Origin of the sequence: Streptomyces sp. 142MFCol3.1 (assembly GCF_000424945.1) — a bacterium.
Taxonomy (GTDB): Bacteria; Actinomycetota; Actinomycetes; order Streptomycetales; family Streptomycetaceae; genus Streptomyces; species Streptomyces siamensis.
This window is the reverse complement of sequence record NZ_AUKV01000012.1, coordinates 254482-274411: the sequence shown is the minus strand read 5'-3', so window position 1 is coordinate 274411 and position 19930 is coordinate 254482. Positions and strand designations below refer to the sequence as shown.

The 19930-nt window shown below is 72.7% G+C and carries 17 protein-coding genes and 1 pseudogene; 8 read left to right on the top strand and 10 right to left on the bottom strand.

The annotated features are described in order from the left end of the window. Window positions 1-75 precede the first annotated feature (75 nt). Together H305_RS49460 and H305_RS46520 are read left to right on the top strand one after the other, a co-directional pair. A complete protein-coding gene (locus tag H305_RS49460; RefSeq protein WP_051370749.1) occupies window positions 76-1173 on the top strand; it encodes a 4'-phosphopantetheinyl transferase family protein in 1098 nt (365 codons plus the stop codon). After that, the gene (locus H305_RS46520; RefSeq protein WP_051370747.1) at window positions 1161-1931 is read left to right on the top strand and encodes a thioesterase II family protein; all 771 of its coding nucleotides are present in this window, start codon (window positions 1161-1163) and stop codon (window positions 1929-1931) included. Before H305_RS49460 ends, H305_RS46520 begins: the two co-directional genes overlap by 13 nt. A gap of 281 nt (window positions 1932-2212) precedes the next feature. Here H305_RS46520 and H305_RS46515 read toward each other — a convergent pair whose 3' ends face one another. The 5 genes from H305_RS46515 to H305_RS46505 all read right to left on the bottom strand — a co-directional run bounded on the left by H305_RS46515 (window position 2213) and on the right by H305_RS46505 (window position 8470). After that, entirely contained in the window at window positions 2213-2743 is a 531-nt protein-coding gene (locus H305_RS46515; RefSeq protein ID WP_037764655.1) for a flavin reductase family protein, read from the bottom strand. A 104-nt stretch (window positions 2744-2847) separates the two neighbouring features. After that, window positions 2848-4323 carry an amino acid adenylation domain-containing protein gene (locus H305_RS0119925; protein ID WP_028801934.1) on the bottom strand — a complete coding sequence of 492 codons (1476 nt, stop codon included), beginning with the start codon at window positions 4321-4323 and terminating at the stop codon, window positions 2848-2850. Then, the gene (locus H305_RS0119920) at window positions 4320-5459 is read right to left on the bottom strand and encodes an acyl-CoA dehydrogenase family protein (protein WP_028801933.1); all 1140 of its coding nucleotides are present in this window, start codon (window positions 5457-5459) and stop codon (window positions 4320-4322) included. The genes H305_RS0119925 and H305_RS0119920 overlap by 4 nt, the downstream gene beginning before the upstream one ends. Before the next feature lie 51 nt (window positions 5460-5510). Further along, window positions 5511-6926, bottom strand: a complete 1416-nt coding sequence (locus H305_RS46510; RefSeq protein WP_051370745.1) for a citrate/2-methylcitrate synthase — start codon at window positions 6924-6926, stop codon at window positions 5511-5513. 209 nt (window positions 6927-7135) lie between these two features. Continuing rightward, on the bottom strand, window positions 7136-8470 hold the full coding sequence (locus H305_RS46505; protein WP_063611346.1) for a cation:proton antiporter: 1335 nt from the start codon (window positions 8468-8470) through the stop codon (window positions 7136-7138). 262 nt (window positions 8471-8732) lie between these two features. Between H305_RS46505 and ccrA the strand changes: the two genes are divergently transcribed. From ccrA to H305_RS53450, 5 genes are read left to right on the top strand one after another with little or no spacing between them, the layout of a single operon-like run. Further along, window positions 8733-10112: a crotonyl-CoA carboxylase/reductase gene (gene ccrA / locus H305_RS0119905; RefSeq protein ID WP_037764535.1), complete on the top strand. Its 1380-nt coding sequence runs from the start codon at window positions 8733-8735 to the stop codon at window positions 10110-10112. Further along, window positions 10109-11824, top strand: coding sequence for a 3-hydroxyacyl-CoA dehydrogenase family protein (locus H305_RS0119900; RefSeq protein ID WP_028801931.1), 1716 nt, complete (start codon window positions 10109-10111; stop codon window positions 11822-11824). The genes ccrA and H305_RS0119900 overlap by 4 nt, the downstream gene beginning before the upstream one ends. Before the next feature lie 24 nt (window positions 11825-11848). Further along, window positions 11849-12013, top strand: a complete 165-nt coding sequence (locus H305_RS54905; RefSeq protein ID WP_234020964.1) for a hypothetical protein — start codon at window positions 11849-11851, stop codon at window positions 12011-12013. Further along, complete coding sequence (locus H305_RS0119890; RefSeq protein WP_267880800.1) at window positions 12010-13383, top strand: glutamate-5-semialdehyde dehydrogenase; 1374 nt, start codon at window positions 12010-12012, stop codon at window positions 13381-13383. The genes H305_RS54905 and H305_RS0119890 overlap by 4 nt, the downstream gene beginning before the upstream one ends. A gap of 16 nt (window positions 13384-13399) precedes the next feature. Next, the gene (locus H305_RS53450; protein ID WP_158690555.1) at window positions 13400-13564 is read left to right on the top strand and encodes a hypothetical protein; all 165 of its coding nucleotides are present in this window, start codon (window positions 13400-13402) and stop codon (window positions 13562-13564) included. Window positions 13565-14240: 676 nt separating this feature from the next. On the opposite strand, the gene proB is transcribed toward H305_RS53450, so the two are convergent. From proB to H305_RS54900, 3 genes and pseudogenes are all read right to left on the bottom strand, one after another. After that, on the bottom strand, window positions 14241-15452 hold the full coding sequence (proB, locus tag H305_RS46500) for a glutamate 5-kinase (RefSeq protein ID WP_037764642.1): 1212 nt from the start codon (window positions 15450-15452) through the stop codon (window positions 14241-14243). A 20-nt stretch (window positions 15453-15472) separates the two neighbouring features. Next, window positions 15473-16471 (bottom strand): alpha/beta fold hydrolase, encoded by a 999-nt coding sequence (locus H305_RS49455; RefSeq protein ID WP_028801929.1) that lies wholly within the window; start codon window positions 16469-16471, stop codon window positions 15473-15475. 302 nt (window positions 16472-16773) lie between these two features. Then, a pseudogene (locus tag H305_RS54900) lies at window positions 16774-17028 on the bottom strand (WhiB family transcriptional regulator); the annotation flags it as partial. Window positions 17029-17604: 576 nt separating this feature from the next. Here H305_RS54900 and H305_RS0119865 point away from each other — a divergent pair. Then, window positions 17605-18666, top strand: a complete 1062-nt coding sequence (locus H305_RS0119865) for a type III polyketide synthase (RefSeq protein WP_028801928.1) — start codon at window positions 17605-17607, stop codon at window positions 18664-18666. A gap of 53 nt (window positions 18667-18719) precedes the next feature. On the opposite strand, the gene H305_RS55785 is transcribed toward H305_RS0119865, so the two are convergent. Then, window positions 18720-18845 carry a hypothetical protein gene (locus H305_RS55785; RefSeq protein WP_267880799.1) on the bottom strand — a complete coding sequence of 42 codons (126 nt, stop codon included), beginning with the start codon at window positions 18843-18845 and terminating at the stop codon, window positions 18720-18722. A gap of 350 nt (window positions 18846-19195) precedes the next feature. Then, the gene (locus tag H305_RS0119855; RefSeq protein ID WP_028801927.1) at window positions 19196-19825 is read right to left on the bottom strand and encodes a TetR/AcrR family transcriptional regulator; all 630 of its coding nucleotides are present in this window, start codon (window positions 19823-19825) and stop codon (window positions 19196-19198) included. Window positions 19826-19930 lie beyond the last annotated feature (105 nt).

Here is a 19930-nt window from a genome sequence, read left to right as displayed (position 1 = left end):
TCGATGAACTCTACTAGTGTTGAGTTCATCGTCAAGAGGCCAACGGACAGTGATGACCGACTGGTTGGAGATGCGATGACCCAAGTGATGACCCGGACCACGACCACGCGCAGGCTCGGACCGCCCGCCGGAGAAGTCCACGTCTGGGCTGTGCGGGAGCCCGGCCCCGGGAACGAGAAGGCGCTCTGGCGCTGTCTGGCCCTGCTCTCGCGGGGGGAGCTGCGCCGCTGGCGCACCATGGTGCCCTCGCAACGCGCGCTCCACGCCTCGGCGCACGCCGCGCTGCGCTCGGTGACCGCCGCCTACGCGGGACGGCATCCGTCCGAAGTCGCCTTCGTGCGGGGCAGGCTGGGAAAGCCCCATGTGGCCGGTGACCCGGGCCTGCGGGTCAGCCTGGCGCACACCGAGGGCATGTCCCTGGTGGCGGTCAGCCGCGACGGCCCCGTCGGCGTCGACGTCGAACGGATCAGACCGCTCCGGGACCCCGCCGGACTGCGTCGCCAGGTGCTCTCCGACGAGGAGGCCGAGCGCTGGCCCGCCGACCGCGAAGGCCCCCTGAACAGTGGCCTGTTCACCCACTGGGCGTGCAAGGAAGCCGTCCTCAAGGCCCTCGGCAGCGGGCTAGCGGGCGACCTCACCGCCGTGCGGGTCGACCCGGGCGCACGGCGCGAAGGAGCCGTCCGGGTGCACGCCGCGCCCGGCTCCGCCGCACGCGCCTGGAACCTCCGGCTCGTCGACGTCGGCCCCGAGTTCCGGGCCGCCGTGGCCGTCGCGGGCGGAGGCGGAACCGTCCGGCTCTTCGCCCTCGAACCGGGCGAGCGGCCCCAGCTCCCTTTCCGGTCGGGTCCTCGGGGCGCCGACGCCCGGTCGCTGCCCGCTTCCTCGGGAGCCGGTGTCCGCTGTGTGTCCGGTGCCTCGGGCGGTCCGCCTGCGTCCGGTCCGTCGGGCGGTGGGACCCGGTCCTTGCCCGGTTCTTCGGTTGCCGAGGCCCGCCCTCCGACCGGCTCTTCGAGCGGGCCCGTCCGGTCCGCGTCCGCGGCGCCGCCCGGTGCTCCGCAGCCCTCAGTGCGCCCCTGGCCCTCGCGGTCGGCGAGCCCTTCGGAGTCCGGGGACCGGCCGCGACCCGCCACCGGCTCCCACCCCACGAAGGAGACCCCGTCATGCCGCAGCTGAGTACCCCCGGCCCCGACTCCGACGCCGTGGCCGAGGATGCCCCCCAGGACCTCCCCACACTGCTGTGCCTGCCGCACGCCGGCGGCGCCGCACGGGCCTTCGCCGGCCTGGAGGCGGCGCTGCCGGGGGCGGCACGGACGGCCCTGCTGGAACTGCCCGGCCACGGCAGCCGGATGGCCGAGCCGGTGCGCGACGACTTCGGCGCGGTCTTCGAGGACCTCATCCGCAGCTCCGCACCGCACACCACCGGGCAGTACGTGCTCCTCGGGCACAGCATGGGCGCGGCGTTCGCCTACGAGGCGGGCCGCTACTGGAGCGCCCTGGGCCGCCCCCCGGCCGGAGTCGTCGTGGTCGGCCGCAACGGCCCCACGGCCCGGCGCATCCTGCCCGACCTGCACACGCTGTCGGCCCCGGCCTTCCTGGAATCCGTACGCCGGCTCGGCGGAACCCCGCCGCAGCTCTTCGAACACCCCGAGCTGATCAAGCTGTTCACGCCGGTGCTGCGCGCCGACTTCACCATCTCGGAGACGTACACACCGCTGCCCGGGCCGCCGCTCGACTGCCCGCTGTGGGTGTGCGCGGGCGTCGACGACCCGATGGTCGACGACGCGGGACTGCGCGACTGGGAGCATCACGGCGCCGGTGACGTCGCCATCGAGTGGCTGCCCGGCAACCACTTCATCCTCGACGACCCGGCCTTCCACGCGTACGTCGCGGGCGTGCTGCGGACCCTGCCGCGCACCGGCACGACGCACTGACGGCCGGACCGCCCCCGGGTGCGCGCCGCCCGGGGGCGGTGGCCTGCCCTCCGCCCCGAGGGCGGCCTGGGCGGTGGCCTGCTCTGCCGGGCCGAGGGCGGCCTGGGCGGTGGCCTCACGCGTCGGGGCCGACGACGCCCGGGGACCGGCGGTGCTCCGAGGCCTACGAGCACCCGGGGCGACGGCCGACCCGACACGGCGGGACACGGCCGCCGCACGGCACGCCGCCGGCCCTCGCCCCGATGCGCAGGGGAGGGCCGGCGGCGGTGGGAGGGGCCGGTTCAGGCGGCGGAGTGGGCCTGGAGTTCGGAGAACTGGGCCCGCCAGTACGCCAGCGGCGTGTGGGTGGCCGAGATGTCGCCGTGCACCAGGCGGCCTATCAGGACCTGGTGGTCGCCCGCCAGATGACTGCTCGTCAGGACGCACTCGGCGAACGCCACGGTGTCGTCGAGCACCGGCGCCTCGGTGCGCTTGCCCGGCGTCCACCCGACGCCCTCGAACCGCTCGGGCACCGGTGACGCGAAGGTGCGGGCCGTCTCGGTCATGCCCGCGGACAGGAAGTTCACCGCGAACACCGAGCTGTCGTGGATCGCCTGGAGGGTCGCGCTGGGCTGTTTCACACAGACCAGGAGCAGCGGCGGCGAGGCCGACACGCTGCACACCGCGCTGCAGGTCAGACCGCGCGGTTCGCCGTCGGCGGTGAGGCTGGTGACGACGCTCACCCCGGTCGGCAGCGACCCCATCACCGAACGGAAGGTGTGCAGGTCCACCTGGTCCGGCAGGGGATCGGAAGTGCTGAGTCGTTCAGACATGGGCAGGTCCTCGTCTCTGAGGCCGAGGCGGGTCAGGGCCGCGGAGCTCATCGGGGTTCACCGGGAGGCGTTCGTCGGACGGTGCCGGTCGTCGGGCATCGGGATCACCGGGCGTCGAGCGAGGTGATCTGCCTGAGCAATGCCTGACGGTCCGTCTTGCCGTTGCCCGTCAGGGGGAGTACGGGCAAGCAGTGCACGGCGTCGACCACCATGTACAGCGGCAGCCGGTCGGCGCAGTCGCGCTTGATCTCCAGGAGGCCGGGCCCCTGCGGACCCTCCGGCACCACCACCGCGTGGATCTTCGCGTCCAGGCCGTCGCCCACCACGACGCACGCCGCGGAGGCGACCTTGGGGTTGGCGGCGACGACGGCCTCGATGTCGCCGAGCTCGATGCGGTGCCCGCGCACCTTGACCATGTGGTCGCGGCGGCCCACGTACTCCAGCATGCCGTCGGGACCCATCCGGCCGATGTCACCGGTGAAGTACGGGCCCTTCTGTGGCTCCTGGCCCCAGTAGCCGAGCATGACCGTGGGGCCGCTGACCACGATCTCGCCCTCGCGCTCGCGCGGCGGGTGGAGCCGGATGCGGTCGCCGCTGACCGCGGTGCCGATGGGCAGCGGACGGGTGCTGCCCAGGTCGCGGTCGGTGACCTCGTAACTGGTGCAGACGTTCGTCTCGGTCGGCCCGTACCAGTTCAGCATCCGCACGTCCGGCCACGCCTTGCGCAGCTCGTGGACCTGCTGAACGGGGAACGGCTCCCCGGCGAAGACGCACACCCGCAGATCCTGCGGCGGCTCGTCGGTGAGCAGTTCGCCGCGCTGCATCATCAGGACGAGCGCGGACGGCACCGAGTACCAGACGGTGATCCGCTCGCGGCGCAGCAGCGCGCCGAGCTGGGCCGGGTCGTAGGCGAGTCCCTCGGGCACCAGGACCACGGACGCGCCGGCGAGGAAGGTCGCGTACAGGTCGAAGACCGACAGGTCGAAGTTGAACGGCGCGTGGTTGGAGAGCCGGTCGTCCGCGGTCACGCCGACCTCGCCGGCGGCCCATTCGACGAAGGAGAGGGCGTTGCGATGGCTGATGCAGACGCCCTTGGGGTCACCGGTGGAGCCCGAGGTGTAGAGGATGTAGGCGGGCTCGTCGGGCTCGTTCTCGTACGGCGGCGGAGCGTCCTCGGGCGGTGCCTCCGCACGCACCTCGGCGAAGGAGGCGATCGGCAGGGCCTCGTCCCAGTCGGTGTCCGCCGCGCGGCGGATCCCGTCCGCGTCGGCCACCACCAGGGCCGGGGTGCAGCCCTCCGCGATCCGCCGGACCCGGGCCGCCGGGTTGTTGGCGCTGACCGGCGCGTAGATCGCGCCGATGCGCAGCGCGCCCTGCATGAGGGCGATGGCGTCGAGGGTCTTGTGGGTCCACAGCACGACGCGGTCGCCGGGGCGTACCCCGCGACGGTGCAGTGCCGCCGCGTACCGGTCGGCGAGGTCGTCCAGCTCGCGGTAGCTGAACACCCCCTGGGAGGAGCGCACGGCCGGGGCGTCCGGGGCGCGCCGGGCCGAGTCGATGACGAGCTGATGGAGCCTCACAGTCCTATCTCCTTCACTATCAACTGACGCTGGATGTCCGAGGTTCCGGAGAAGATCGTGCTGGGCACCGCGTCGCGCAGCGCGGCCTCGACACCGTCCTCGCGCAGATAGCCGCGACCGCCGAAGACCCGGACCGCGTCGGCGGCGGAGGCCAGGACACCCTCGGACACGGCCAGTTTCGACAGGGCGATGTGCAGCACGGACGGGTCCTTCCGGTCCATCGACCAGCAGGCGCGGTACAGCAGCAGCCGGGCGCTCTCCAGGCGCACCTTCATGTCGGCGATCCGGTTGGACACCGACTGGAAGTCGCCGATCCTGCGGCCGAACTGACGGCGTTCGCGCGCGTGCGTGACGCACTGGTCGAGGAGCCTGTCGAGCAGGCCGATGTACAGGGCGAAGAGGCAGGCGCGTTCCCAGCCCATGGAGTGCTGGAAGATCGCCGCGCCGGCGCCGGCGCCGCCGAGCACCTGCTCCTCGGGCACGAAGCAGTCCTCGAAGGTGACCGGTCCGGCGGGGCAGGAGTGCAGGCCCATCTTCTCGTAGGGCTTGCCGACGACGACGCCGGGTGTGTCCCGGTCGACGACCAGACCCGTGACACCGAGGAAGCCGGCCTTGGGGTTGACCGTCGCGTACGTGACGAACACGTCGGCGGCGGGTCCGTTGGAGACGAAGCTCTTCGTGCCGTTGAGGACGAGACCGCCGTCGGTGGGGGTCGCGGTCATCGCGAGCCGCGAGGAGTCGGATCCGGCCTCCGGCTCCGTCATCGCGTTGCCCGCGATCAGCCGGCCGGCGGCCAGCTCGGGCAGCAGCCGGCGGCGTACGGAGTCGCTGCCGAACCGCTCGATCGGTACGGCGCAGGCGAAGGTGTGCGCCGCCGCACCGAAGACCAGACCGGTGTCCGCGCAGCCGCGGCCCACGGCCTCGACGACGCGAGCGGTGTCGAGCGCGCCGAGCCCCTGTCCGCCGAACTCCTCGGGCAGACAGGACCCGAGCATGCCGATCTCGCCGAGCCGGAGCCAGTCCTTGCGGGTGTAGAAGCCGTGGCCCGCGCCGGGCGGTGCGGGGAAGGCCGCCCGAGTCGACTCCAGTACCTCGTCGTAGCGGGCCTGTTGGCCCTCGTTCCAGCCGAACTCCACATCTGCTCCTGGGGTACGGGGAAGGGGGCGCCCTCCCTCATCGGATGCTGGTCAGTTCTGCTCGGGGCAGTGGCGCAGGTTGCGCGGGCCCACGTAACGCAGCCGTGGATGGATGCGTCCCTGGCGGGCGCGCTGCTCCTCGACGTGGGCGAGCCAGCCGGGGACCCGGGCCGCCGCGAACATCGGGACGAACAGGTCGGAGGACATGCCCAGCAGGTGGTAGATCGCGGCCGCGTAGCAGTCGACGGTCAGATAGGGGCGGGGCCCCTTGGACGGGTGGGCCGCGGCCCGTACGGCGTCCAGGACCCGCAGGAGGCGGTCGCCGCCGGGGCCCGCGTTGAAGCGCCGGGCGGCGTCGCGCAGCGGCCTGACCCGGGGGTCCTCCTCGGCGGGTGCGACGGGCCGGGTACGGGTGGCGGACGCCTGGTCGGCCCGCCCGCGCAGATACGCGGCGGCCGTGTCCGGGCTGCCGTCCTCGCGGGCCAGGTCGATCACCTGGTGGGCGGCGCCGCCGTGCAGCGGCCCGGTGAACGTGGCGAGCGCGACGGTGATGGTGGCGAAGGTGTCGGCGCCGGTGCCCGCCGCGACGCGGGCCGCGAACGCCGAGGCGTTGCAGCCGTGTTCGGCCTGGAGGATCAGGCAGAGGTCGACCAGCCGTACCCGTTCCGGGTCGTGCGGCAGCCCGAGCATGTAGAGGATGTTCTCGGCGTGCGACAGCTCGGGCGCCGGTTTCGGCAGCCGCCGTCCGGCGCGGGCCGCCTGCTGGGTCGCGAAGATCGTCGGAATGCGAGCGACCAGGCGCTCGCGCAGGTCGATGTGGGCGGCCGGGTCGGCGTTGGCCTCCGCGGCGACGCCGAGCGCGGGCACCGCGGTACGCAGCACCGAGGAGGTGCTGGAGCCGGCGTTGAGCACCAGGTTCGTGGCGACCATGGGCGGCAGTTCACGAGCGGCGGCGAGCCGGGCCCTGAAGGCGCTCAGCTCCTCGGCGTCGGGCAGCCAGCCGCGGATCAGCAGGTGCACCACCTCCTCGAAGGTGACCCGGCCGATCAGTTCCTCGATGGGATAGCCCCGGTAGGCGAGCCTGCCGCGGACCGGGTCGACCTCGGAGATGCCCGTCTCGCCGACGACCACGTCGGAGATGTCGGTGAGCTCCTGCACGGCGGCCGGCGGCACGGGGCCGGGCAGGGCGGGTGCGATGGCGGAGGCGTCCGGCGGGGCCTTGATGTACGAGAGTTCGGCGAGCCGTTCGTCGTAGAAGGCGCGCAACTGCCCGACCGAGTGGATCTGTTCGATGAGGCGGTCGTCGAGGGTGGTGCCCAACTCGTGTTCCAGGTGGACCTGGAGTTCCACTGCGGTGAGGTCGTCCCAGCTGGCCACGGCGCGGAGCTGCATCTCGTCGCCGATGAACTCCGACGGCATGTCGAAGACGCGGGAAAGAGTGCTGATGACGGGGTGCACCTGGGCCATCTCCTTGTCTGTGCGTCGCCTCTCCTGCGGGTGCCGAGCGACGAAGGGGGGGTGGTGTCACGCGTCGCGGACCGTCTCGGCCCTCGGCTTTGGGGACGGGCGGGCGCCGGTCCCCGGGCAGGGCCGGCGCGGGCAGGGCGGAGCCTGCCCGGGAACCGGGCGCGCGGGGCCTGACCGGCGGGGCGGCCCGGCGTCAGGGCCGCGCCCGGTCATCCGGCCAGGTCGGATGCCTGCTCGTCGGCCGGACCGGGGATCCGGACCAGCGGGGAGGCCTTGGCCGGGCCGGCGACGAGGTCCATCCGGGAACGGGGGAGGACGAAGGGGAGGAGGGGGCCGGTCATGGCCGTGGTGATCAGTGCCATCAGGACCATCTCGGTGAACAGGGTCCGGTCGAGCACGCCCAGGCTGAGTCCGACGCCGAGGATGATCAGTTCGGTCAGGCCCCGGGTGTTCATCAGGACGCCGACGCCCGTCGACTCGCGCCAGGTGAGCCCGAAGGACTTGGCCGGCAGTCCCGCTCCGAACAGTTTGCCGAGGATGGCGGCGGTGAGGATGAGACCGAGCTCGCCCCAGGCGGTGAGCGACATGCCGGCGACGTCGACGGAGAGTCCGGTGACGATGAAGTAGACGGGCAGCATGAGTTCACCGGCGTGCTGGATGGGGCGGAGCATCTTCTCCTCCAGCAGCGCCGTGGGCCTGCGCGGCATGACCAGGCCGAAGGCGAAGGCGCCGAAGATGGGGTGGATACCGATCTTCGACGTCGTGTACGCGGACAGCAGTACGCCCGCCGTGACCAGGGCCGCCAGATACAGGCCGGTGCCGCGCCGGGACATCCAGGCGACGGCCCGGGCGAGCAGCGGGCGGACGACACCGATCATCGCGGCGCCGTAGCCGGCGGACATCCAGAGGGTGTCGGTGAACCCGGAGGGGCCGGAGGCGGTGACGATGGCGACGACCCCGGCCAGCAGGCACCAGGCGAGGACGTCGCCGAAGGCCGCGCTGGTCAGTGCGAGCGCCCCTATCTTCGTGCGGCTGAGGTTGTTGTCCTTGAGGATGCGGGCGAGCACCGGGAACGCGGTGATCGACATGCTGACGCCGAGATAGAGGGCGAACGAACTGAAGGGGACCTTCTCGCCGTTGACGTGCGAGTGGTTCTGGTAGATCAGCGCGGCGACCCCGAGGCCGAGCAGCATCGGGGCGAGGATGCTGCCCGCGGTCACCCCGGCGACGGAGCTCTTCCTGCGCCGCATCGTCGTCCAGTCGAGTTCCCAGCCCACGGTGAACATGAACAGGAGCAGGCCGATCTGGGCGACCATCGACAGTAACGGCCTTACCTCGTCGGGGAACAGACGGTCCGTCGGGTTCCCGGGCAGCAGTCCCAGCAGGCTGGGGCCCAGCAGGATGCCCGCGGTGATCTCGCCGATCACCGCGGGCTGGCGTATACGTCGTGCGGCATGCGCGAGGGCCGTACCCGCGATCAGGATGACGGCGATGCCGGCGATGGCGGTGGCTTGCAGTGCTTCGGCGGCGTGCGGATGCGTCACGGCATGTCCTCCGGCATCGGAAATGGTCTCGTCTTGAACTTAATTCACTGCCCGTTGAACTCAACTGATGATGAGTTTTGCACGCGGCGCGGTGCGCACACAAGAGGCGTCGACGGGATGTCCGCCCCGAAGTCAAGAGCCGTGCCGGGCAAAGGGATCGGGGCTTGCCCGGGTCTCCGCTTCATGCAAAACTCCCTACTTGTTGAGTTCACTGATTGTTGAGTTCTTGTCGAGTGTGAACCGCGGAAGGTGGTGCCTGACCATGCGCGAACTGGTGGAGGTGATCGAGTCCCCGGACTCGGCGCCGGCCGATCTGGCGGCCCTGGGAGTCCCCGAGTCCTTCCGGGCGGCCGTCCTCCACAAGGAGGAGATCGGCATGTTCGAGGGAGTGGAACTGCGCGACCGGCGCCCCGCCGACTCCATCCACATCCAGGACGTGCCGACCCCCGCCCCGGGACCGGGTGAGGTGCTGGTGGCCGTCATGGCCAGCGCCGTGAACTACAACACCGTCTGGAGCGCCCTGTTCTCGCCGGTCCCCACCTTCGCCTTCCTGGAGCGCTACGCGCGCCTCGGCGGTCTCGCCGGCCGGCACGACCAGCCGTACCACGTCATCGGCTCCGACCTCGCCGGAGTGGTCCTCAAGTGCGGGCCCGGAGTGCGGCGTTGGAGCACCGGCGACCGCGTCGTCGCGCACTGCGTCTCCGTCGAACTGGAGGACGCCGAGGGCCACGGCGACCCCATGCTCGACCCCGAACAGCGCATCTGGGGCTTCGAGACCAACTACGGCGGACTCGCCGACCTCGCCCTCGTCAAGGCCACCCAGCTGCTCCCGAAGGCCGAACACCTCACCTGGGAGGAGGCGGCCTCGCCCGGCCTGGTGAACTCCACCGCCTACCGTCAGCTCGTCACCCCGAACGGCGCCGGCATGAAGCAGGGCGACAACGTCCTCGTCTGGGGCGCCGTCGGCGGACTCGGCTCGTACGCCACCCAGCTCGCGCTGGCCGGCGGCGCCCACCCCATCTGCGTGGTCTCCTCCCCCGAAAAGGCAGCACTCGCCCGGGACATGGGCGCCGAACTGATCATCGACCGCAAGGAGGAGGGTTACCGCTTCTGGCGGGACCCGCACACCCAGGACCCGAAGGAGTGGAAGCGCTTCGGCAAGCGCATCCGCGAGCTGACCGGCGGCGAGGACGTCGACATCGTCTTCGAGCACCCCGGCCGCGAGACCTTCGGCGCCTCGGTCTACGTCACCCGCAAGGGCGGCACCATCGTCACCTGTGCGTCCACCGCCGGCTACACCCACGAGTACGACAACCGCTACCTGTGGATGAGCCTCAAGCGGATCATCGGTTCGCACTGCGCCAACTACCGCGAGGCGTGGGAGGCCAACCGGCTCGTCACCAAGGGCAGGATCCATCCCACGCTGTCCCGGACGTACGCGCTCGACGAGGTGGGCCGAGCCGTCCAGTCCATCCACCGCAACGAGCACCACGGCAAGGTCGGAGTGCGCTGTCTCGCCCCCGCCGAGGGACTCGGCGTCACGGCCCCCGAATTCCGCGCACTCCACGAGAGTGCCATCAACCGCTTCCGCACCCCGCGGCCCAAGGCCACGGCGCCCGTACTGACTGAGGTCGCGGCATGAGCGCCCGGCACGACACCCTCGGCGTCGTCGGCCTGGGCACCATCGGCGGCGCGATCGCCGCCCGGGCCGCTGCGGCCGGACACCCCGTCCTCGTCCTCGACCCCGGTACGCGCACGAAGGAGCGGCTGTCACGGCTCCTCGACGCGACCCCCGAGGCGCGCGGACGCATCCGTCTCGTCGACCGCTGGGACGAACTCGCCCCCGCCGCCACGGTGCTGGAGGCGGTGCCCGAGCGCCGCGACACCAAGGCCGAGGTGCTGCGCGCCCTCGACCGGGCCTGCCCGTCCGCGACCGTGTTGGCCAGCACCGCCGCGGCCCTCTCGCTCACCGACCTCGCGGCGGCCTCCGGACGCCCCGGACGAGTCGTCGGACTCCACCTCGCCCTGCCGACGGCCGGCCTCGCCGAGATCGGCCGCACGGTGATGACCGACGACAGCGCCCTCACCCGGATCCGCGACCTCGTCGACGGCATCGGCCTGGGCCGGGTCACCGTGGGCGACCGGCCCGGTCTCATCTCCACCGCGCTCCTGTTCGGCTTCCTCAACCAGGCCGTCACGATGTACGACCAGCGGCTCGCCGGCCGCGACGACATCGACGCGGCGATGCGCCACGGCTGCGGACTGCCCCTCGGACCGCTCGAACTCCTCGACCTCATCGGCACGGACACCGCCTGCGACATCCTCGACGTGCTGTCCGCCCGCTCGGCCGAGTCGTCGCTCCAGCCCGCCCGCAGACTGCGGCACATGGCGCTGGCGGGTCTGCTCGGCCGTAAGTCCGGACGCGGCTTCTACGACTACCGGCAACCCGCCGACGCCGCGAGCGCCGCCGCACCGCCCGCACCCGTCGGCCCGCCCGCGGACGACGCGCCGCGCACCGTCGGCGTCGTCGGCACCGGCACCATGGCCACCGGCATCGCCGAGGTCTTCGTCAAGAGCGGGATCGCCACCGTGCTCGTCGGCCGCACCGACGCACGTGCCAGGACCGCCCGGGAGGCCGTCGCCGCCTCGACGGCACGGGCCGTGCGCCGCGGAAAGCTGACCGAGGCCGAGAGGCAGGCCGCCCTGGAGCGGCTGACCCCCGTCGGCGACCGGAGCCGGCTGGCCGCCTGCGACCTGGTCGTCGAGGCCGTCGCCGAGGATCTGGAGGTCAAGAAGCAGCTGTTCGCCGAACTGGGCCGCCTCTGCCGGCCCGGCGCCCTGCTCGCCACCACCACCTCCAGCCTTCCCGTGATCGAGTGCGGTCTGGCCTCCGGACGCCCCGAGGACGTGATCGGGCTGCACTTCTTCAACCCCGCGCCCCTCATGCGGCTCGTCGAGGTGATCCCGTCACTGGAGACGGCGCCCCGACACGTCGACGCGGCACGGGAGTTGTGCGGCCGTCTCGGCAAGCACCCGGTCCAGTGCATGGACCGGCCCGGCTTCATCGTCAACGCGCTGCTCTTCCCCTACCTCAACGGCGCGGTGCGACTGACGGAGAGTCACTACGCCACCGCCGACGAGATAGACGAGGTGATGAAGCGGGGCTGCGGCTATCCGCTCGGCCCCTTCGAACTGCTCGACATCATCGGTCTGGACATCTCGCTGAGCATCCAGCGGGTCCTGCACGACGCCGACCGGCACCCCCGGACCGTTCCCGCACCCCTGCTGGGGCACCTGGTGGCCGCCGGCCGCGCAGGCCGTAAGTCCGGCGCCGGATTCCGGGTCTACGGCTGACCGCCCGCCCCGAGGAGGAAGTACATGACGAGCCAGGACTCCGACCGCAGCGCCGCCGACGCCCTCGGATGGGCCATGCTGGCCGAACTGACCGGCTGCGCCGACGTGGCCTGGGCCCTCGGCGGCCCCGCGCCCGGCGAACCCGCGGCCACTCCCGACACCGCGACACAGGACGGAGCGGAACGGTGACCGCGGTCGGCACCGGGGGAGGCACCGATACGACGGATCCGGACCCGGCGACCGGGGACGCGACGCCGGGCACGAGGGCGCCGGGCACGACGAGCCCGGGTGCGGCCACCGTCCGTGAGACCGCCGTGGCCGCTCGCGCCGCCGCCACCCGGCTGGCCACCCTCACGGGAGCGGAGCGGAACGCCGCGCTCACCGCCGTCGCCCGCGGGCTGACCGCGCGGGCCCCGTGGATCCTCGCCGCGAACCGGCAGGACGTGCGGGAGGCCGGCGACGCCGGGCGGTCCGCGAGCGCGCTGGACCGCCTCACGGTCACCGAGCGGCAGCTCGCCGGACTCGCGCGGACGGCGGACGCACTGGCGGCCGAGCCCGACCCGGTCGGCGGGACCACGAGCGGCTGCGTCATGCCCAACGGCCTCGAGGTACGGCGCGTGCGGGTACCCCTCGGAGTCGTCGCCGTGATCTACGAGGGACGCCCGAACGTGACCGTCGACGCCGCGCTGCTCTGCCTCAAGAGCGGCAACGCGGCCCTCCTGCGCGGGTCTTCCACGGCCCGGCACACCAACGCGGCCCTGGTGCACGCCATGCGGGAGGCCCTCGCCGACACGGCCGTGCCCGTCGACGCCGTCCAGCTCGTGCCCGGCACGACCCACGACAGCGTCCGCGAACTCATCTCCCTGCGCGGCCTGGTGGACGTCCTCGTCCCGCGCGGCGGACACGACCTCATCCAGGCCACCGTGCGTGACTCCGCGGTTCCGGTCATCGAGACGGGCGTGGGCAACTGCCATGTGTACGTGGACGAACACGCAGACCTGGACAAGGCGCTGGCGATCCTGCTCGACGCCAAGACGCAGCGGCCCTCCGTCTGCAACGCCGCCGAGTCGCTGCTCGTCCACGAGAAGGTCGCACCGGCCTTCCTGCCCCGAGCCCTGTCCGCACTCGCGGGCCACGGGGTGACCGTGCACGGCGACGAACGAGTACGGTCTCTCCACCCGTCGGTGGTGGCCGCCACCGAGGAGGACTGGGGGCGCGAATACCTCTCCCTGGATCTCGCCGCCGCCGTCGTCGGTTCCCTCGACGCGGCCGTCCGCCACATCAGGCGCCACGGCAGCGGACACACCGAGGCGATCGTGACCGACTCGCACAGCGCCGCGCGCCGCTTCGTCGCGGCGCTGGACACGGCGGTCGTCGCGGTCAACGCCTCCACCCGCTTCGCCGACGGCGGCGAGATCGGTCTGGGCACCGAACTCGGCATCTCCACACAGAAGCTGCACGCGCGCGGCCCGATGGGACTTACCGCGCTGACCACCACCAAGTACGTCCTCGTGGGCGACGGGCACATCCGGGGCGGAGCCGCCGCCCCGCTGCCCTAGATCGGGAGGTCCGGTCATGTACGTACGCATCATCACCGCGACGGAACCCGCGGGCCGGCTCCTCTACGAGGAGCAGCCGCGCCGGGAACGGCACGTGCTGCCGGCGCCACGGCCGAGGCTGGTGCTCGCCGGGGTCGACGACGACCCGGCCGAGTTCCACATCGTGCGCGGCATCGACTAGCGCCCCGACGCGGGGTGCCGCGCGCGCCTTCGGACCGGGAGGCGGGCGCGACGGTGTGTCCGGCCGGAGAGGGCGGCGGTCGACCCGAGAGGGGCGACCACCGCCCTCTCCGCCGTGTATCGGCCTCGGACCTTCAACGGGGGCGGAAAGCAGATGACTTGGACGTGTGCCGCCGGTCCCTGCCGGAGCGCCGAGAGGGCACTCCTGCACCGGCCGCCCACCGCACAGCCGGGGCGCGCGTGTGCGGCTCACTGGGTACGGCGGGGTACCGCGGGGCGGGCGTATGCGGCTGCTGTGTGGGACGCGGACAGGCATGTGTGGGGGTCGCCCAGCGGCCGGTGCGGTGAGGCGCGGCCCCCTCGCGGGAGCTTTCGGCTGCCGCACGGACGAGGGCAGGCATGTGTGTGGGGTGGCTCAGTGGCCGGTGTGGTGGGGGCGGTCCCCGTGCGGGCGTATGCGGTTGTTGTGCGGATGAGGGCAGGCATGTGTGTGGGGGGTGGCTCGGGCGCCGGTGTGGTGAGGGTGGTCCCGGCGCGGGCGTATGCGGTTGCCGCACGGATGAGGGCATGCATACGTGTGCGGGATGGCTCAGTGACCGGTGCGGTGGGGTGTGCTCCCCGTGCGTGCCTTCTCGGCTGCCGTGCCGACGAAGACACGTATGCGTGTGTGGGGCCGTTCAGTCGCCGGAGCGGTCCGGCGCGGTGCCCACGCGGGCGTACTCCGCCGCCGTCCGGATGCGGACACGCACGCGTGCCGGCGCGGGCGGAGGTGCCGCGTCGCCGGACGGCGCGGGCCGTACCAGCGGCACCAGATCGTCCTGATGGACGACCTCACGCGTGGAACGGCCCTGGAGCCGGGGCAGTTCGCGGGCGTCCAGGCCTGCCAGCCCGCGGGCCACCACTCGCCCGTTCTCGTCGAGCAGTTCGACCGGATCACCGGCCACGAAGTCCCCGTCGGTGTGCGTCACGCCGTCCGCGAGCAGCGGCCCGCGGCGCTGGAGGACGGCCCGGACGGCGGGCGGGGTGAGCCGTACCGTGCCCCGCGGGCTGCTCGCGTGCTCCAGCCAGAGCAGATGGTCGGCGGACCGCTCCCCGGTGCGGTGGAAGAATGTGCCGGTCTCGCGTCCGGCGAGCGCGTCCGCGGCGTGCCGGGCGGCCGTGAGGACGACGGGGATCCCCGCGTCGGTGGCGATGCGGGCCGCCTCCACCTTGGTCACCATGCCTCCGGTGCCGACGCCCGAGCTGCCCGCGCTGCCGATCTCCACGCCCGCGAGGTCCTCGCCGCCGCGGATCTCCCGCAGGCGCCGTGACCCGGGTCTGCGGGGATCGCCGTCGTACAGGCCGTCGACGTCGGAGAGCAGGACCAGCAGGTCGGCGCGGACGAGATGGGCGACGAGCGCGGCCAGCCGGTCGTTGTCGCCGAACTTGATCTCCGCGGTGGCCACCGTGTCGTTCTCGTTGACGACCGGAACGGCACCCATGGCGAGCACCTGGGCCAGCGCGCGGTAGGCGTTGCGGTAGTGCGCGCGGCGGCTGATGTCGTCGGCGGTCAGCAGGACCTGGCCGACGCGCATCCCGTAGCGGGCGAAGGAGGCGGTGTAGCGGGCGACCAGCAGGCCCTGGCCGACACACGCCGCCGCCTGCTGCCGGGCCAGGTCCCGGGGCCGCTCGGTGAGGCCGAGCGGGGCGAGCCCCGCGGCGATCGCGCCCGAGGACACGAGGACAACCTCGGTGTCGGCCGTCCGCGACCGCGCGAGGACGTCCACCAGGGCGTCGACCCGGTCGGAGTCGAGGCCCCCGGAGGCGGTGGTGAGCGAGGAGGAGCCCACTTTGACGACGATGCGACGGGCCGTCAGAACATCTACACGCAGGGCATGTTCACCTGACAAGCCGGGGTGCGGAGGGCGGTTCACCGGGCACCCGCGGCGGACAGGGCGAGGTCTCCCGGCAGACTCCGGGACATCTCGCGCAGCAGTGCGTGCACGGTCTCCACGACGAGCACGGGCCGTTCGTACGGCAGGTCGTGCCCCTGCCCCGGCACGGTCTGCAGCACCGCTCCCGGTATGTCCGCCGCGAGCCGTCGCGCCTGGGCGGGCGGGGTGACACAGTCCAGGGCGCCGACCAGGATGCGCACGGGCACCCGGGCCAGGGCGCCGAGCCGGCCCGCGCAGTCGTGGGTGGTCAGGGCGGCGTAGAACTCGGCGATGGCCATCGCGGGGATGTCCCGGAAGGCACGGGCTTGCGAGCGGACCGTCTCGGTGTGCGGCCCGGCTCCCAGCACCGCCCGCCACAGGGGCGCGGAACTGGGGTGTGACAGCGGCCCGGTGAGCAGCCGGTGCAGGGTCCTGGCCGAGCGCGGTGAGCGCATCAGCCCGTCCGCGAGCCGCTGCCGGGCCCGGGTGAGCCGGCGTACCGCCGCCCCGGGCCGGTCGGCCGGGACGGTCAGGCCCTCGGCCACCTCGTTCAGGCAGGTGGAGACCAGGCCCACTGCGGTCACCCGCGCCCCGAACAGCGCGGGTTGCCGGGCGGCGAGCTGCTGGATGGCCATGCCGCCCATGGAGTGGCCGAGGACCACGACGCCGGAGTCCTCCCGGACGGCCTCCTCGAGCACACGGCCGAGGTCCCGGCCGAGGAGCGCCATGTCGAGCGCGGCGCCGCCGCGGGTCGAGCGGCCGTGGCCGCGCTGGTCGTAGCTGATCGCGCGTACCGCCGGGAAACCCTGGCGGGGCCGGGTCAGTGCGTCGATGTGCGGCCGCCAGTCCCGGGCGGACGTCGTCCAGCCGTGGCACAGCAGGACGGTGACGGGCGCACGGGGATCGCCGTGCGCGTAGACGGCGATCTCGGCGCCGTCGTCGGTGGTGACCGGGCCCGCCAGGTGGCGGGGTCCGTCGAGGGCCAGGGCGGTCATGACGCCCCGCCATGGCCGGCGGCGAGCGCTTGGGGCCTGCGTGTCCGCGGCCCGCGGGCCGCGGGGTCCGCGGCGCGCTCCTCGGGAACGCGGACGTACACGGACGCCGACTCGGCCGTGTGCCAGGCCTGTTGGACCTGGCCGAAGGTCAGTCCCAGCGCTCCGGCGATGCGCCGTGGGCTCCAGCCGCGGCGCCGCAGGAACCACACGTACGCCGGCCGCTGTCGTGGGTGCGTCTCGATGCGCCGGCCGCCGTTCGCGAGGAACGCGGCGAGTTCGGAGCTGATCGTGCCGAGGGTGGCGGCGACGCGGAGCAGTTCGCGGCGTTCGCGGACGTTGAGTCCGCCCCAGATGCCCGTGCTCTCGCCGTTGCGGAGCGCCTCGTCCAGGCACTGCCGGGCCACGGGGCAGGCGGCGCACCATTGTTTGGCGATGCTCTCCCGGTCCTCGTCCGTGCCGCCCGCGGGCGGGAAGAAGGTCTCGGGGTCGGTGTCACGGCAGGCCGCGCGCTCCACCCAGGGGTCGATGTCCGCGCGGTGGCGCGCCGGTGCGTGCATGGCGGTCAGCCCTTCCTCGTTGCGGGCGGGGACGGTGGGCACGGAACCGAGAGTAAACTCAACATGCAATGATTTCAATGGTTGTTGACATCTGGCCTGAAGTCATGCGCTCTGAGGGGTGAAGGAGGGGGAAAGTTGAAGGTGGGACGGTCTTCCTGTGGATTCCACGCTTGTTGAAATAGGGGCTTGCTGGCATCAACTCCGCTGGCGTACGGTCACGTTGGCTTCACCCGCCGGGCCCACCACGGGGCCTCGGGAAGCGCCGACGGACGTGCTCCGGGCTGTGCCCGGACGCCCCCACCGTCCTCTGCGCGCTCGCGGGGAGCGCCGAGAACCAATGTTCTTGAACGTCATGCGCCATCGAGCTCGACGTATTCCAACCGCGCTGTACGGCGCTCCCAACGGGGGGAGCACGGTCGACACCTGGGGGGTGTTTCGCGTGCGCAGACTTCCATGGCGAGAGCTGTCGGACGCACCGGTGGCCGGCACCACGCCCGGATGATCCGGGCCGTGGCCGCCCCGTCCTGAGCGGGCTCGTTCTCAGTTCGCACCTGTCCGAGAGCTCTTGGAGGTCCCATGTCCGTCGTCACCGCGCCCGTCGTCACGCTGCCGCGCCATCAAGTGACCACCGACGAACTGCTCGACCGCATCACGGAGCTGTACGAGGGTCATCCAGGTCTCGCCGTCGCCCGGCGGGTCATCCGGTCCACCACGGTCCGCGCGCGCTGGTACACCCGGCCGCTGGAGGAGCAGTTCGACGACACCCTGTCGCTCACGGAGCGTACGCGCAGGCATCTGGAGGACAGCCTGGACCTGGCGGAGAAGGCGGCACGCGGAGCCCTCGTGGAGGCGGGCCTGACCGCGGCCGACATCGACGGCCTGGTCGTCCTCAGCGCCACCGGCCACACCATGCCGGGGCTCGACGTCTTCCTGATGGAACGGCTCGACCTGCCCCGCTCGGTGCGGCGCATACCTGTCACCCAAGTCGGCTGCGGTGGCGGGGTGTTCGCACTGGTCCGGGCCATGGACATGGTGGCGGCCCACCCCGGCGCCACGGTCCTGGTGGTCTGCGCCGACGTGTTCAGCCACTATCTGCACCGCGGGGACACCGGCCTCGACGGCATGATCCTCAAGGGGTTGTTCGGCGACGCGGCCGGCGCCTGCGTGGTGCGTCCCGAGGCCCAGGGCCCCCGGATGCAGCTCACCCACTCCTGGGAGTACCTCCACCCCGGCAGCCGCGACCTGGTCGGCAGCCGTACGGAGGGCGACGGGCTGCACGCCTACAACTCCCCGAGGCTGCGGAACGTGATCGAGGGCACGATGCCGCGCATCCTCGAATGGCTGGAGCGCGTCGCGCCGCCCGGCACTGATCCCGTGCCGCGTTTCGTGGTCTCGCACACCGGAGGCCCCCGCATCCTGGACGCGATCGTCGGCGGTCTCGGCTGCGACCCCGCGATGGTGGACCTGGCCCGCGACTCGCTGCGGGAACTGGGCAACGTGGGCTCGGTCTCGGTCCTCGACGTCCTGGAACGGACCTTCGTCAAGTCGCCCGCCGAGGGCGATCACGGGCTCGTCCTCGCGGCCGGTCCCGGTGTCTCCCTGTTCGCGGCCCGGGCCGTCTGGCGACCCTGGCAGTGACCCCGGGCCGGCCGCCTCGCGCAACGGCCGCCCGCCAGATGTCTGACACACGGTCACATCATCGTGTGCGTCGGGCCGTCGAGGAGCGGGCGGACACCGCACCGGCCCTCGTCCCCCGCTCCCGCGACCGCGCCGACCCGGTGCGCACGGCCCGGCGACCGCACCGGCCGTACGCTCATGGCCCTCGACCGTGTCGTCCGCACCCGCATGGGTCCGTGACCGCATCGGTCGCACCCCCACGGCGTGCGCGACCGCGTCGGCCGTCCGTACACACCCGCACCAGTACCAGTACCGTGCCCGAATCCGCACCCGCGGCAGGCACCGGTACCGGCGTCGCCGACGCGAGGGCGGGCCCGTGCGTTACGCGCGGCCCCCGTACCGCCGTGCCGCACGACCACCGCCCCGCGGCGCGCCGTCCCGTACGCCCTTGCGGCCCCGCGGCGACCGGCGGCCCCGCGGGTTTGCCTGCCGCCGAACCCGGGCCCGTCAGGGCGTGCGACGTGACGGGCCCGGCTCCGTCCCGCGCGCGTCAGTCCTGCGCCGGAGCCGTGCGCGGCTCCAGCTCGCTGGACAGGCGCTGTTCCAGGGCCGGTACGACCCAGGCGAGGAACTCCTCGAAGTCCATCGAGGCCAGGGGGTGGATCTTGAGCACGTAACGCATGAGAGCCAGGCCGACGAGGTGGCCCGAGGCCAGGGCGGCGCGGGTCTCCGCGTCCGGCCGGTCCTTGTAGCCCGAACTCGCCGCCCAGCTCTTGGTGCTCGCCTCGACACGGGCGCGCAGCGTCTCCGAGGTGGCGCTGTCGGCGAGGCCGGCCCGGTAGATGGCGGTCATGCCGTGCCGGGTCTCCTCGTTCTCCCAGAAGGTGAGGTACGCGCGGGCGAGCCAGGAGGCCTCCGAGGTGCCCGTCTCCTCCACGGAGGGGGGCATCTCGTCGAAGACGGAGGAGACGCTGAGCGGCGAGTTCACCGCTGCGTCGAACACGCCTTCCTTGTTGTCGAAGAAGTGGTGCACCAGCGCCGGGTCCACCTGGGCGTCCTCCGCGATGGCGCGGATGGTGGTCCTGGCGTAGCCGCGGTCGGCGAAGAGCTGGAGCGCCGACTCCAGGATCTGTTCTCTCGTGCCGCTGTCACCGGGCCGGCGCCCGCTGCGCGCACGCACCGGGCGCGGCTTCTTCGCTGCGGGAGAGGCGGCCCGCCGAGGCGAGCCGGGCTTGCGTGCGGGGGTGGGCGAACCGTCTGTGCGCCTGGATGTCATGGGATCACT